10 protein-coding genes are annotated in these 14,482 nt (G+C 74.7%); 2 read left to right on the forward strand and 8 right to left on the reverse strand.

Features of this window, described 5'->3' with window-relative positions:
• Positions 1 to 2: 2 nt before the first annotated feature.
• Together ACFC2L_RS16860 and ACFC2L_RS16865 are read right to left on the reverse strand one after the other, a co-directional pair.
• Entirely contained in the window at positions 3 to 479 is a 477-nt protein-coding gene (locus tag ACFC2L_RS16860; RefSeq protein ID WP_375825479.1) for a DUF6325 family protein, read from the reverse strand.
• Between the two features lie 123 nt (positions 480 to 602).
• Positions 603 to 2,969: an arylsulfatase gene (locus ACFC2L_RS16865; RefSeq protein ID WP_375825480.1), complete on the reverse strand. Its 2,367-nt coding sequence runs from the start codon at positions 2,967 to 2,969 to the stop codon at positions 603 to 605.
• A gap of 205 nt (positions 2,970 to 3,174) precedes the next feature.
• Between ACFC2L_RS16865 and ACFC2L_RS16870 the strand changes: the two genes are divergently transcribed.
• Positions 3,175 to 4,347 (forward strand): epoxide hydrolase family protein, encoded by a 1,173-nt coding sequence (locus ACFC2L_RS16870; protein WP_375825481.1) that lies wholly within the window; start codon positions 3,175 to 3,177, stop codon positions 4,345 to 4,347.
• A gap of 7 nt (positions 4,348 to 4,354) precedes the next feature.
• Here ACFC2L_RS16870 and ACFC2L_RS16875 read toward each other — a convergent pair whose 3' ends face one another.
• The 3 genes from ACFC2L_RS16875 to ACFC2L_RS16885 form a co-directional block, all read right to left on the reverse strand.
• Positions 4,355 to 6,271: a heavy metal translocating P-type ATPase gene (locus tag ACFC2L_RS16875; RefSeq protein ID WP_375825482.1), complete on the reverse strand. Its 1,917-nt coding sequence runs from the start codon at positions 6,269 to 6,271 to the stop codon at positions 4,355 to 4,357.
• Between the two features lie 150 nt (positions 6,272 to 6,421).
• Entirely contained in the window at positions 6,422 to 8,656 is a 2,235-nt protein-coding gene (locus ACFC2L_RS16880) for an AAA family ATPase (RefSeq protein ID WP_375825483.1), read from the reverse strand.
• A gap of 31 nt (positions 8,657 to 8,687) precedes the next feature.
• Positions 8,688 to 9,077 (reverse strand): carboxymuconolactone decarboxylase family protein, encoded by a 390-nt coding sequence (locus ACFC2L_RS16885; RefSeq protein ID WP_375825484.1) that lies wholly within the window; start codon positions 9,075 to 9,077, stop codon positions 8,688 to 8,690.
• A 337-nt stretch (positions 9,078 to 9,414) separates the two neighbouring features.
• Here ACFC2L_RS16885 and ACFC2L_RS16890 point away from each other — a divergent pair, with 337 nt between their 5' ends.
• A complete protein-coding gene (locus ACFC2L_RS16890) occupies positions 9,415 to 10,551 on the forward strand; it encodes a YihY/virulence factor BrkB family protein (protein WP_375825485.1) in 1,137 nt (378 codons plus the stop codon).
• 4 nt (positions 10,552 to 10,555) lie between these two features.
• On the opposite strand, the gene ACFC2L_RS16895 is transcribed toward ACFC2L_RS16890, so the two are convergent.
• From ACFC2L_RS16895 to ACFC2L_RS16905, 3 genes are all read right to left on the reverse strand, one after another.
• Positions 10,556 to 12,196, reverse strand: a complete 1,641-nt coding sequence (locus tag ACFC2L_RS16895; RefSeq protein ID WP_375825486.1) for an MFS transporter — start codon at positions 12,194 to 12,196, stop codon at positions 10,556 to 10,558.
• Complete coding sequence (gene glsA / locus ACFC2L_RS16900; protein ID WP_375825487.1) at positions 12,193 to 13,230, reverse strand: glutaminase A; 1,038 nt, start codon at positions 13,228 to 13,230, stop codon at positions 12,193 to 12,195. The genes ACFC2L_RS16895 and glsA overlap by 4 nt, the downstream gene beginning before the upstream one ends.
• 199 nt (positions 13,231 to 13,429) lie before the next feature.
• Complete coding sequence (locus ACFC2L_RS16905; protein ID WP_375825488.1) at positions 13,430 to 14,404, reverse strand: LacI family DNA-binding transcriptional regulator; 975 nt, start codon at positions 14,402 to 14,404, stop codon at positions 13,430 to 13,432.
• Between the last annotated feature and the right edge of the window lie 78 nt (positions 14,405 to 14,482).

Here is a 14,482-nt window from a genome sequence, read left to right on the forward strand (position 1 = left end):
GATCAGGCGTCCGGCTCGGTGGCGTCCAGCGACGCGATGAGCGCCTGGACCGGGATGCGCCCGCTCGCGACGAGCTGGGCGCCGTTGCGGCGCAGGGCGGTCGCGAAGGGCGCCGCCCAGACGTTCTCGTAGACCAGCACGACGGCCGTCATACCGGGCTCGACGGCGCTCGCGGCCTCGTCGAGGTCGTCGTCGCCGAGCAGGCCCGACCGCGACCCCTCGAACACCGCGAGCTCGGTCGACCCGTCGTCGAGCTCCTCGAGCCCGAGGCCGACGACGCTGCCGTCGTCCTCCCGGCGCACGACCACGAGGTCGAGCACGCGGATGATCCCGCGGTCCACGAGGTCGACGAGGTGCGGGAAGGCGGCGTCGCCCGTCGCGCGGTCCGTCGGCAGCTCGATGACCAGGAAGTCGATCGGCCCGCTCTCCTCGAGGTCGCCGAGCTCGCTCCCGACCCCGTCGCTGAGTTCCTGCGTCATCGTCGCGTCCTCTCCGCGTCCGTCCCGCGCGCCGTGCGCGGGCCTGTCCTCAGGCTCGTCGTCGCCGTCGGTCGCGTCCTCACCCAGAACGAGTGAACTCCCGGCCGGCGGCGCCTCCGGCCCCTACCTGTCCGCCCCGTCGGTCGCGGGCAGCAGGTACTCCACGTGCACGGCGTCGACGCGCCCGTCGAGCGCGAACGGCATGCGGTCCGCGTACGCGCGCGACACCGCGCCGCCGTACGCGCGCCCGACGTCGAGGCAGTCATTCGCGGAGAAGAGCAGCGGCGCGCTCACGGGCACCGTGCCCCGGCCGACCTCCTCGCCGTCGACCAGCAGGACGACCTCGAGCGGCCCCGCGGGCCGCGGCTCGACGTACGTCGTCACGACCTCCACCGTGTGGTCGCCGGCCGTGAGCGGTGCGCTCGACCGGACCACGGACCGCTGGATGAGGAAGAGGTTGTACTCGTACGTGAGGACGCCGTCGAGGAGGAAGCACGTGAGCCCGCCGCCCGCTCCCCCGAGCTTGTAGAGGACCCCGTTCGCGGCGTCGGGCACCGAGAGCCGGATCTCCACCCGGTTGGGGCGGTTGCCGAGCGCGGGCGCGCAGAACTCGGGCACGCGCACCGTGTCCCCGGACAGGTCCCACTCCGTGTACGGCGGGCTGATCCGGTCCTCGGGGTGGATCGCCGGGACCCACAGGCCGCCGCCCACGGGCAGGACGTCGTTGCGGGCCGCCTCGATCGCGAACAGCTCCTTGAGCTGGGCGAGCTTCTCGGGGTGCTCCGCGGCGAGGTCGTGCGCCTGGCTCCAGTCCTCGTCGAGGTGGTAGAGCTCCCAGGGGTCCTCGTCCGGGGTCCAGGTCCGGATCCCGGCCGGCATCCCCTGCACCCACGGCAGGCGTGGACCGGTCGCCGACGCCATCCAGCCGTCGGCGTAGACCGACCGGCTCCCCATGATCTCGAAGTACTGCGTCCGACGTCGTCCCTCGGCAGCGGCGTCGTCGATCGAGTAGGCGAAGCTCGTCCCGTCGATCGGGTCCTGCGGGACGCCGTTCACCGTGTCCGGGTGGGAGATGCCGAGGATCTCGTAGATCGTCGGCGCGAGGTCGACGACGTGGTGGAACTGCGTGCGCGGCACGGGGTCCGGCTCGATGTGCCCCGGCCAGCTCACGAACATCGGGTTCCGCGTGCCGCCGAGGTGGGACGCGAGGAGCTTCATGCCCTGGTACGGCGAGGACCCTGCCCACGCCCACGCGGCGTGGTACTGGTTGTCCGTCGCGGGGGTGCCGAGGGCGTCGAGCCCGCCGAGCTCGTCGAGCGCGGCGATGTGCTGCTCGACCGTCGACGGGATGCCGTTCTGGGCCAGCAGCTCGCTGATGGTCCCGTTCTGCCCCTCGCCCGACGAGCCGTTGTCGCCCCAGATGTAGACGACGATCGTGTCGTCCGCGTACCCCAGCCGCTCGACCTCGTCGAGCAGCCGCCCGGCCTGCACGTCCGCGTGCTCGCCGAACCCGGCCGCGACCTCCATGAGCCGCGCCTGGAACGCCTTCTGGTCGTCGGGGATGTCGTCCCACCCCGCGAGGCTGTCCGGGCGGGGCGTGAGCTCGGCGTCCTCGGGCACCCAGCCCGCCGCCTTCGCGCCCGCGAGCGCCCGCTCCCGGTAGACGTCCCAGCCGTCGTCGAACGCCCCGGCATACCTGTCCGCCCACTCCTTCATGATGTGGTGCGGCCCGTGCAGCGCTCCGGTCGCCCAGTAGACGAAGAACGGCTTGTCCGGTGCGTTCGCCTTGTGGTCGCGGAGCCAGCGCATCGCGTCGTCGGCGATGTCCTCGCTAAGGTGGTACCCCTCCTCCGGGGTCTTCGGCGGGAGCGTCGGGGTCGTGTTCCGCACCAGGTGCGGCTCGTACTGCGACGCCTCGCCCGCGAGGAAGCCGTAGAAGTACTCGAACCCGTACCCCGTGGGCCAGCGGTCGAACGGTCCGGACGCCGTCGTCTCCTCCGCCGGGGTGTTGTGCCACTTGCCCCACGCGCCGGTCGCGTAGCCGTACTGGCGCAGCACCTCGGCGATCGTCGCGCTGCTCTTCGGGATGTGACCGGAGTAGCCGTCCCAGTCGTTCGCGAGCTCCGCGATCTGCCCGTTGCCGACCCGGTGGTGGTTGCGCCCGGTGAGCAGGGACGCGCGCGTCGGGGAGCACATCGCGGTCGTGTGGAACCGGTTGTACCCGATGCCGTTCGCGCGGACCCGGTCGAGCGTCGGGGTGCGCACCGCCCCGCCGAGCGTCGTGGGGAGCGCGGGCCCGGCGTCGTCGATGAGGATCACGACGACGTTCGGCGCGTCCGCGGGCAGGTGCCGCTCGGGCGGGCGCGGAGAGTACGTGGACTCCTGGATCGTCCGGCCGGCGACGCTGCCGGACCGACGGGGCGGGAACGGCAGCGACCGCTCGGCGGGCAGCGGCGGTCCGACGACCGTGCGGCGGGGCTCGTCACTCATCGACTCTCTCCTGTCTGTCCAGGACCTCACGGACGGCGCTCTCGCCGGCCCCGGGGCGGGCGAGCGGTCGCCGGGCCGTCGTGCAGGTGGGAAACGCCCGGCGGCCCGACGACGCGTCGACCGTAGGTCCGCCCCGGCCGCGAGGGCATCACGCAGATCGTGCGAACGACGTTCCCGCGATCGAGGTCCGGCTAGCCTCGGTCGCATGGCGTACCTCGTGACCGACCTGGAGGACCACACCCCGCAGATCTCCGAGGCGGTGGTCGCCGACCTCCGGTCCCGGCTCCGCGCGACCCGGTGGGTCGACGCCCCGGACGGGCTCGGGTGGGACGCCGGCACCGACGTCGCGTACCTGCGTGACCTCGTCGCCTACTGGGCCGACGGCTTCGACTTCGCCGCGCACCAGGCACGGCTCTCCGCGCTCCCGAGCCGGCGCGCCACGATCGACGGGACCCGCGTCCACCTCGTCCACGCGCTCGCGACCCCGCGGCCCGGCGACGCTCCCCCGCTCCCGCTCCTGCTCGCGCACGGCTGGCCGGACTCCGCGTGGCGGTACCGCAAGGTCGTGCCGCTCCTGACCGAGCCGGGCGACCCCGCGGCCCCGGGCGGCGCGGGACGACGCACCTTCGACCTCGTCGTCCCCGACATGCCCGGGTTCGGGTTCTCCGACGTCCCCTCCGGCCCGACCCCGGACAACCGCACGGTCGCCGCCCTGTGGGCGGAGCTCATGACCGCCCTCGGCTACGACCGGTTCCTCGTCGCGGGCGGGGACATGGGCAGCCACGTCGCCCGGTTCCTCGCGCTCGACTTCCCCGACCGGGTGATCGCGGTGCACCGCACCGACGCCGGTCTGCCCCTGTTCACGGGCGACCCGGCGTCCCTCACGCCCCAGGAGCGCGACTGGCTGGAGGAGAGCGTGCGGTGGCGCACGACCGAGGGCGGCTACGCCGCCGTGCAGGCCACCAAGCCGCAGTCGCTCGCGGTCGGCCTCACCGACTCCCCCGCCGGTCTCGCGGCGTGGGTCGTGGAGAAGCTGCGGTCGTGGAGCGACTGCGGCGGCGACCTCGAGTCGGTGTACACGCGGGACGAGGTCCTCGACCTCCTCACCGAGCACTGGGCGGCCGCCAACGTCGGGTCCGGCGTCCGCGCCTACCGGGCGAACGCCGCGATCCCCCGCGAGCAGCTCGCCCGCTACGTCGACGTGCCGTCCGGGTTCTCCGTGTTCGCCGGCGACGTGGTCCGCCCGCCCCGCGCGTGGCTCGACCGCGTCGCGAACACCGTGTACGCGACCGAGCCGCCGCGCGGGGGACACTTCGCCCCGTTCGAGCAGCCCGAGAGCTACGCCCACGAGCTGCGGTCGTTCTTCGGCCGGTTCTAGCCGCCCGTCAGGCCGGGGTGCGCGTTCTCGTCGCGGGTCCGGGACTCGGCGCGGGGACCGCGGCCGGAGACCCGCTCCGGCGCAGGCCTGGGAGCCGGACCGTACGGCCGGCCGCACGCAGCGCCCAGGCGATCGCGAGGATGTCGACGGCCTCCTGGAGCCACGCGCCCACCACGGCCGGGAGCGCGCCCGTGGTCGCGACGAGCATGAGCGCGACGCTCACGGCGATCCCGATCCAGATGCTCTGGCGGGCGACGTCCACGGTGCGGCGCCCGATCTCCAGCGTCTCGGCCACGCGCCCGACCTCGTCCGGAAGGATGACGACGTCGGCGGACTCGGTCGCGGCGCTCGATCCGCGGGCGGCCATGGCGATACCGACGTCGGCCGCGGCGAGCACCGGGGCGTCGTTCACGCCGTCGCCGACCATGACCACGGGTCGCTCGGGCACGTCGCGCACGGCCGCGACCTTGTCCGCGGGCAGGCACCCGGCACGGACGTCGTCGATGCCGACCTGGTCGGCGACGGCGCGGGCCGTCGCCTCCTCGTCGCCCGTGACCATGAGGACGTGGCGGATGCCGCGCGCACGCAGGCCGGCCACCGTCTGGGCGGCGTCGGCGCGCACCTCGTCGCGCAGGACGAGGCACCCGGCGTAGGCGCCGTCGACCGCGACGTGGACGGCGAGCTCGCCCGGGGTGAGCCCGGGCACGGGCACCTGGGACCCGGTCCGCTCGGCCACGAACGTCCGCTTGCCGACCACGACGCGGACGCCGTCGACGGTCGCGGTCACACCACCGGCCGTCGTCTCGGTGACGTCCTGCGGCACCGGCAGCACGACACCGCGGGCCGTCGCGCCCCGCACGATCGCGTCCGCGAGCACGTGCACGGAGGCCTGCTCCGCCCCGGCTGCCAGACGCACCAGAGCGTCCGGGTCGAGGCCCCCCGCCGGGCGCACGTCGGTGAGCGCGGGTGTCCCGCGCGTGAGGGTGCCGGTCTTGTCGAAGGCGAAGGTCGCGGCCCGGTGCAGCTTCTCCAGGGTGGCGCTGGACCTGATGATCGCGCCACGGCGGGCCGCACGGCTCATGCCCGCCATGAACGCCACCGGCGCGCCGATGATGAGGGGGCAGGGCGTCGCCACGACGAGCACCTGGGCGAACCGGAGCGGGTCGCCCGAGGCCCACCAGGCGATGCCCGCGATCGCGAGCGCGAGCGCCGTGAACGGGAGGGCGTAGCGGTCGGCGAGACGCACCATCGGGGCGCGGCTCGCCGCGGCCTCCTCGACGAGCGCGACGATCCGCTGGTACTGCGAGTCCTCGGCGCGCCGGGCGACCCGGATCGTGACGGCGCTCGCGCCGTTGATCGCTCCCGAGTACACGGTGTCCCCCGCGACGCGCTCCTGCGGCAGCGACTCCCCCGTGAGGGACGAGTCGTCGAACACCCCGGCGTCGGAGACGAGGACGCCGTCGAGCGGCACGATCTCGTGCGCGCGGACCAGGACCCGCTCACCCATCTCGACGTCGGCGACGTCGACGTCGCGCACCGCCTCGTCGGCGGTGAGGAGGTGCGCGGTGCGCGGGGCGTTGGACACGAGCGAGGTCAGATCCTTGCGCGCCCGGCCCGACGCGTACTCCTCCAGCGCCTCGCCGCCGGTGAGCATGAGCACGATGACGGCGGCGGCCCAGAACTCTCCCACCGCGATCGTCGACCCGATCGCCGTCACCGCGAGGATGTCGACGCCGAAGGTCCCCGAGCGCAGCTCCGCGACCATCGCGACCGCAGCCCGGAGCGCCATCGCGCCCGCGTAGACCCCCAGCACCCACGGCACGGCCTCGGGCCACACCGCCGACAGCACGCCCGCGACGGCGATCACGACGAGGGTCGCGGTCACCCACGGAAAGGCGCGCGCAGCGGAGAAAATGCGGCTCATGCATATGATCTTTGTCGAGCACTCGCATTGTTTCAAGCAAGCAAAGCCTTGCCGAACGACATTGATCGAAGCAAGAGAAAGGAAAGCCTCACCATAGATCGGGCTTTTCGAGGCAGGAAGGTCCGGGAGGCTCACGTCCCCCTCGGCGACCTAGCTCCCGAGGAGGCCGAGCATCACCGCACGCTCGACGGCGGCGCCGCGGGTCGTCGCGCCGAGCTTGCGGTAGATCGCGCCGACCTGGGTGCTCACGGTGTTGCGGGAGACGAAGAGCCGACGGCCGATCTCCGCCATCGTGAGGTGGGTCTGCAGGTAGGGCAGGAGCCGGAGCTCGGCCGGGGTGAGCGGCGGGGCGCCGTGCGTCGCGGCGACGGTCTCGAGCCGGGCCCGGAAGGCGGCGACCTCGTCCACCAGGAGCCCGACGCGCGGGCGGCGCCGCAGCAGCTCGGCCGCCTCGGCGGCGAGGTGGGTCGCCGTCGTGCGGTCCCCGAGGGCGAGGCACGCGTACCCGAGCTGGAGCCGGACGCGCAGCGCGAGGTACGGCATGACGTACGTGCACGGCACGCGGGCGCGCATCCCGCGGGCGACGAACCGCTCCGCCGCGGTGCGCTCGCCCCGGTGGGCGGCGACGCGAGCACGCACGGCGAGAGCGATCGCCGTGGTCGAGTAGCCCTCCATGTGGTGGTCGTCGACCGTGGCGACCGCGGCGCGCGCGTGCCGCTCCGCCTCGTCCCACCGCCCGTCGTCGAGCGCGAGGACGCCGAGCTCCGCCTCGCTGAGGAGCACCGAGTCCGGGTTTCCCGCCTCGGTACCGCAGGCCACCGCCTCGACGAAGGCGTCGCGCGCCGCGTCCCGGTCGCCCACGAGAAGGTGGGCCGAGCCCAGGAGGTGGAGCGCCTGGTCGCGCCACGGGCTCCACGCGGGCTCGTGCTCGACGGCGTACGTCGCGCACGCGAGGGACGCCTCCGGCCCGTCGACGCACATGGCGGCCCGCACCTGGCACCGGGCGGACTCGAGCGCGACGCGGTCCTCGTCGGGGAGGAGGCCGGCGTCGAAACCCTCCAGCACGGCGGCCCACCGCTCGGCCGCCGGGGACTCGCCGAGCAGCAGCGCGCGCCACGCGGCGACGACCGTGAGCTCGGGGAAGGCCTCGACCACGGCGTCGCCGAGGGTGTCGAGCCAGCGCGTCACGACGGCCACCCCGCCGTCCTGGTACGTCGGCAGCGCGAGGCGCCCGACGAGGACGGCCGCCTCCTCGACGTCGCCCGCCGCGAGGAGGTGCTCGACCGCACGGGCCTCCAGCCCTTCCTCGACGTGCCACGCGGCGGCGCGACGGTGGAGCGGCGCGACGGCGTCGGGCTCGACCCGGTCGAGCTCCGCGAGCAGGAACTCGCGGAACAGCGCGTGGTAGCGGAACCAGCCGCGGTGATGGTCGAGCGGGACGAGGAACAGGCTCGCGTCCTCCAGCTCGCGCAGCCGCTCCGCGGCGTCCGTGGTACCGAGGAGGGCGTCGCAGGTCGCCGCCGAGAGCTGGTCGAGGACGGCCGTGGCGCGCAAGAAGTGCTGGGTCCGCACGGGGAGGAGGGTCATGCACTCGCGGTACAGGTAGTCGGCGACGAACCGGTCGGTCCCCGTGAGGGACGACGGGTCCTCGCCGTCGCGCACGAGCAGCGCGCAGAGGAAGACGCCCGTGGGCCAGCCCTCGCACCGCTCGACCACGCGGCCCAGCGCATCGTCCGAGTCGACCCCGGCCGCGCGGAAGATCTCGCGCGCACCGTCGGCGTCGACCCGCAGGTCGTCGGGACCGACCTCGACGAGGTCGCCCTCCACCCGGCGGCGCGCGTCGTACCCCGGGGCACGACGGCTCGCCACGACGACCTGGGACCCGCGCGGGACGCCGCCGAGCACGACCTCGAGCGCGTCCCGGCAGGACGCCGAGCCTGCCTCGTGCAGGTCGTCGACGAACAGGACGAACGGCGTGGCGGTGCGCGCGAGCGCCGACGCGAGCAGCGGGGCCGACCGGCCGAGCATCGCCGCGCCGGTACCGCGCATCTCGGCCGCCACCGCGGCGACCTCGGGCGACACGCGCGCGCACGCGAGCGCGAGGAGCGTGAGCAGGGCGCCGGGGTCGTCGTCGAGCCGGTCGAGGCTGGCCCACGCGACCGCGCGGTCCTCGAGGCTCGCCCACTCCGCGAGCATGGTCGTCTTGCCGTAGCCCGGCGGAGCCGTCACCACGACGACGCGCGCGCCGTCGCGCCGCGCGCGCTCGACGAGACCGCGCCGCGAGACCGCACCCCGGCGCGGCGCCGGAGGCTCGACCTTGCCCGCCAGCAGCGCGGTGCTGAGATCCGGTCGCGCGGTGACCGCCTGACGGCTCCCGTCGGACACGCGAGCAGCCTAGGAGCGCCCCCCGGGGCCCTCAACCGGAACGGGGGAAATCACCCCGCCGGGGCGTGCCGTCCTCCGGTGCGCCGTCGTCCACGGGACCACCGGCGTCCTCCCACCCCTCGACGGGTTCCAGGCCCAGGGCGAGCGCGACCCGCGGCGCGGCTGCCACGACCGTCGGGAGCCCGACGACCGGCACGACCGCCGCGAGGACGCCCACCACCTCCGCGGGGTCGATCCCGGCCTCGACGGCGGCGTCGATCTCGGCGCCGTAGGTGGGGACCGACGCGCCGACGGCGACCGCGGCCGCGATCCGCACCAGGGCCCGGTCGCGCGCGGACAGCGCGTCGTCCCCGAGCGCTGCGCCGTCCGCGACGCGCTCGTCGTTGATCGTGAGCCGCCGGAGCACCTCCGCATGGTCCATGCCGACCATCCACCCTTCCGACGCGGGCCCGGCCGGGGCCGGCCGTCCCGGGCCCGTCCCCCTGCCCGATCGCCCCTCCCCGCCAGCATGACGACGGCGCGGCGCGAGGTCGTCACGCAGAACGCATGACGAGCGCAGCGGGCGAGGCCGACGCTCTCCCAGCTCCGCCTCGGGGTCCCGCTCGCCCTGCCGCTCGCCGTCCTCGTCCTCGACGAGGCCCTCGCACGTCGCGCGCCGAGCTTGCGAGCGCTCGGCACCGAACCGAGCCTGGAGGCGGACAGGCCCGGCGGGGGCGCCGAGGGGCGCGGCCCGCCGCGACGTCGACCGAGGAGGCCCGATGACCGCGGACACCGAACGCCCCGAGCCCGACTCCGAGCGCAAGCCGGGCTCCCCCACCGACCTGCACAAGCCGTCGTGGGGGTTCGCGCTCAAGGGCGCGGTACGCGAGTTCCTGGACGACCAGTGCACCGACCTCGCCGCGGCCCTCACGTACTACGCCGTGCTCGCCTCCGCGCCCGCGCTCCTCGCGCTCGTCTCCCTGCTCGGCCTCGTGGGCGACGGGGAGAAGGCCGTCGACTCGGTGCTCACGAGCGTCGAGGGGGTCGTGCCGTCCACGACGCTCGACACGATCAAGCCGCTCGTCGAGCAGGCCGCGAACACGGACAAGGCGGGGTTCGCGCTCGTCATCGGTGTCGTGCTGGCCCTGTGGTCCGCGTCCGGGTACGTGGGCGCGTTCGCCCGGTCGATGAACCGCATCTACGAGGTCGAGGAGGGACGCCCCGTCTGGAAGCTGCGCCCCGTGATGCTCGGCGTCACCGTGATCACCGTGATCCTCGCGGGCCTGGTCGTCGCGAGCCTCGTGCTCTCCGGCCCGATCGCGCGGCAGGTGGGCGCGCTCGTGGGCCTCGGGGACACGGCGATCGCCGTCTGGCAGGTCGCGAAGTGGCCCGTCGCGCTCCTGCTCGTGGTGCTCCTCGTCGCGCTGCTCTACCACCTCACGCCCAACGTGAAGCAGCCGAGGTTCCGGTGGGTCAGCCCGGGCGCGATCCTCGCGATCCTCGTCTGGGTCGTCGCGTCCGCGGGCTTCGGGCTCTACCTCGGCAGCGGCCTCAGCAGCTACGGCGCGACGTACGGGGCGCTCGGCGGCGTCATCATCTTCCTGCTGTGGCTCTGGCTCACGAACCTCGCGCTGCTGCTCGGGGCGGAGCTCGACGCCGAGGTCGAGCGCAGCCGGGAGCTCCAGGGCGGGCTCGAGGCCGAGGAGCGCCTCCAGCTGCCGCCGCGCGACACGCGCGCGAGCGACAAGAAGGCGGCCAAGCGCGACGAGGCGGTCGAGCAGGCTCGCGCCCTGCGCCGGAGCGGCGGGCGCTCCACCGACGCCGAGACCCGGGACGGCGGCGCCGGTCAGGAGTCGGGTCGCGGTGCCCACCGCTCCGCCGACGGGCCCGACGGCGCCGGGGACCGCGAGGCGTAGCGGGCTACCGGGCGGGCGCGGGGTCGGGGATCTCGTCGGGCCGGTAGCGCGGCAGGCGGCTCGCGGGGAGGATCGCCGTCGCGCTGACCCCCGCGAGGACGAGGAGCCCGATCTTCAGCGTGCCGAGGCGCGCGTCCTCGTTGAGCGCGACGGCGGCGTCCACCTGGGCGGGGGTGGCGTCGGTGCCCGCGAGGACGGTGCGCAGCTCGTCGTTGCTCACGAAGTTGACGGTGTCGAGGTCGACCTGGGCGACGAGCGACGGCGGCAGCTCGGGGTGCTCGACGACGGCGCGCCCGACGCTGAACGACAGGATCGTCACGAGCAGCGCCCCCGCGAGCGCCGTGCCGACCGCCGAGGCGAGGTTCTGCGTCGTGCCGCGGACGGAGCCGACGTCGCCCGCGAGGGTCTTGGGCGCCGCCGTGACGAGCACGTTGAACACGAGCGTCACCAGGGCGCCCTGCCCGATCCCGAAGACGACGAGGCCGAGGATCGTGGGCAGCGTCTCCCAGTTGTTGGTCACGACGAACGACAGCCACAGCAGCGCGACGGTGGTCAGGGTGAAGCCGAAGACCCCGATCGTGCGCGGCGGGTAGCGCCGGTAGAAGCGCACGACGAGCGTCGCGGTGACGAACACGGTGAGGTTGAACGGCATCATCGCGAGCGCGGTGTCGAACGGCGTGCGGCCCTGCACGATCTGGATGTACAAGGGCACGGTGAAGTTCAGCGCGGCCTCGAGGGCGACCACCACGAACATCGCGTACACCGCCGCCCGTTCGCTGGGCCGCGCGAGGACGGACAGGTCGACGAGCGGGACCTTGCCGGCGGCGGTCCGGCGCCGCGTCCACCAGAAGAACGCCTGCCCGAGCACGATGCCGAGCAGGACGAGCACGGGCGCGGGCGAGACGCCGACGAGGTCGAACGGGGCGCCCGGAGCGGCGAAGAACAGCCCCCAGGCGTTGAGGTTGTTGAAGCCGAGGGTGAGCGCGACGACCGCCGCGCCGATGAGCACCGCGGCCACGAGGTCGATCCGGATGCCGGGGTCGCCGGCGTCGGAGCGCAGCCGGAAGCTGAGGACGAAGACCGCGACGGCGAGCGCGAGGACGATGACGAAGGTGGGCCGCCAGCCGATGAGCGTCCCGAGCGCGCCGCCGATGAAGAACGCGCTCATGCCGGACACCGCGCGCGCCGAGCCCAGCGAGCCGATCGCCGTCGCCTGCTGAGGTCCGCGGTAGTTCTCCGCGATGAGGGCGACGAGCGCGGGCACGATGATCGCGGCCGAGGCGCCCGCGAGGGCCTGGCCCGTGATGGCCCACGCGACGGTCGGCGAGAGGATCATGAGCAGCGCCGAGCCGGCGAACGTCGCCACGACGACCCGGAAGATCGCGACCCACCCGATCCGCTGCCCCAGCTTGGCCCCGGTCATGACGAGCGCGGCGACCGCGAGCCCGTAGACGACGATCGTCGTGCTCGCGACGGTCGGCGGGACGCCGAAGTCCTCCACCATCCCGCCCAACGACACCGGCAGGGCGGCGACGTTGAACGACATGAGGACCTGCGCGAGGAACAGGCCGACCATGGGTACCCACGACCGGCGGTCCTCGGTCGCCGCTGCGGCGCTGCTGTCGACGACGTCTCGGGTGCTCACGGGGCGGGGTCCCTTCTCTCGGTCGTGCGGGTGGGCGTCACGGGGACGTGCGGGGACGACGCGAAGAGGTTGAGGCCGAGGGTCCGCGAGAGGTACGCGGTCGCACGCTGGCCGCGCACGCTGTTCCCGGCCGGGTCGAGCGGTGGTGAGAACGTGCCGATCGCCCCCTTGCCGGGGGCGACGGCGACGATCCCTCCTGCCACGCCGGACTTGGCAGGAAGACCGATCTCGAACAGCCACTCCCCCGAGCGCTCGTACATCCCGGTCGAGGCGAGCACCGCGAGCGTGTCCCGGCACACCTGCGCCGAGACCACGCGCTCGCCCGTGACCGGGTTGACCCCGCCGTCCGCGAGGGTCGCGCCCATGACGGCGAGGTCGCGCGCGCTCACGCGCAGCGCGCACTGCTTGGTGTAGACGTCGACGACCTCCAGCGGGTCGACCTCGATCCGCCCGTAGCTCTCCAGGAGCCGCGCGATGGCCTTGTTGCGCATGTTCGTCGCCGACTCCGACCGGTACACGACCCCGTCGAGCTCGAGCGGCCGACCGGCGAACCGGGACAGGCCGGTCCGCACGTTCTCCCACTGCTCGGCGAAGGACGAGCCGGGCATGAGCGCCGTCGTCGCGAGCGCACCGGCGTTGACCATGGGGTTGCGCGGGTGGCCGTCGTGGAGCTCGACCGCCATGACGGAGTTGAACGCGAGGCCCGTGTTGTCCACCCCGACCCGTTCGAGCACCCCCTCGTGGCCGTAGGCCTCGCAGACGAGCGCGTAGACGAACGCCTTGGAGATGGACTGGACGGAGAACTCCACGTCGGCGTCGCCCACGGCGTGGACCGCCCCGCTCGACTCGGCGACACAGACCCCGAACAGGGCACGGTCCGCCTCCGCCAGGACGGGGATGTAGTCGGCGACCGTGCCGTCGTCGTGCCCGCGGTAGCGCTCGTGCGCCGCGCGGACGTGCTCCTCGACGCGGTCCCAGCCCGGGAGCGACCCGGTCGCGACCTCCTGCTCGACCCCGTCGACGTCCAGTCCCATCCTGTCCCCTCCGTCCGGATCGTCCGAGACGACCACGCGCGATGCTGCCACGTCCGCCCCGCGGGCGCAGGACGAGGCGCGCGCGGCCGGGCCGGGCCGGCGCGACGGTCGGGTGCGGGTCCTGCCGTCGCCGGGGCTGGGGCCCGGCGTGCGGGTGGCAGGTGGCGGGTGGCGGCCGGTCAGGCGTGCCCGGTCGCGCTCAGGCGCTCGTGCGGCGGACGACGACGGAGGGGAACGTGCGCTCGTCGTCGCGCCGGCGGCGGTCCAGCAGGGCCGCCGTCGCCGCGGCCGCGATCCGCTCCACGGGGTGGGTCGCGGTCGTCAGGCCGGGGCCGGCCTGCTCCGCGAAGGGCTGGTCGTCGAACCCGGTGACCGCGACGTCGTCGGGCACGCGGACGCCGTCCTCCGCGAGCGCGCGCATCGCGCCGACGGCGAGCGTGTCGCTCATCGCGACGAGCGCGTCGACGGCGGGCCAGCGCCGGCGGGACTCGCGCGCCGCCTCCGCGCCCGCGAGGGACGTGAGGTCGGCGGCCACGACGCGGCGCGGGAGCCCGGCCGCGCGCACGACGGCGTCGTACGCCTCCACGGCGCGCTGCGCGCCGGGGAGCCAGCCGGGACCGGTGAGCATGACGACGTCGCGCCGCCCGTCGGCGAGCACGTGCTCGACCAGCGCGGTGATCCCGGCGGAGGCGTCGACGTCGTACGAGGGCACGCGCCCGTCGGCCGGGCCGATCGCCGCCACCCGGTCGACGAGCGCGCGCGGCACGCTCGCGAGCACCTCGGCGGAGTAGTCGACGAGCAGCACGCCGCCCACGCCCGGGTCGCGCGCGAGGCGGGCCAGCTCGTCGCGCGGGTCGCGGCCGAGCCAGCGCAGCGCCACGCCGACGCCCTGGGTGTCGGCCGCGCGGCTGGCCGCCGCGACGACGCGCGCGACGTAGGGGTCGCCCAGCAGGTCCGCGGACGGCGACCCGACCGCGACCACGACGCGCTCGCCGCGCCCGCTCGCGAGCGACCGCGCGCCCGGGTGGGGGACGTACCCGAGCTCCTCGACGGCGGCCAGGACCGCGCGGCGCGCCGCGTCGGACACGGGGCCCGTGCCGCGCACGACGCGCGAGGCCGTGGACCGCGAGACGCGGGCCGCCGCGGCGACGTCGTCGAGCGTGGTGGGCGGCATGGCGATCTCCTGGGCGGTCCGGTCGGCGATGACGGGCGGCGCCCGGAGCACCACGCTAACCCCGGAGGGCCGTCGGTG

It is taken from the genome of Cellulosimicrobium sp. NPDC055967 (genome assembly GCF_042269845.1).
GTDB lineage: Bacteria > Actinomycetota > Actinomycetes > Actinomycetales > Cellulomonadaceae > Cellulosimicrobium.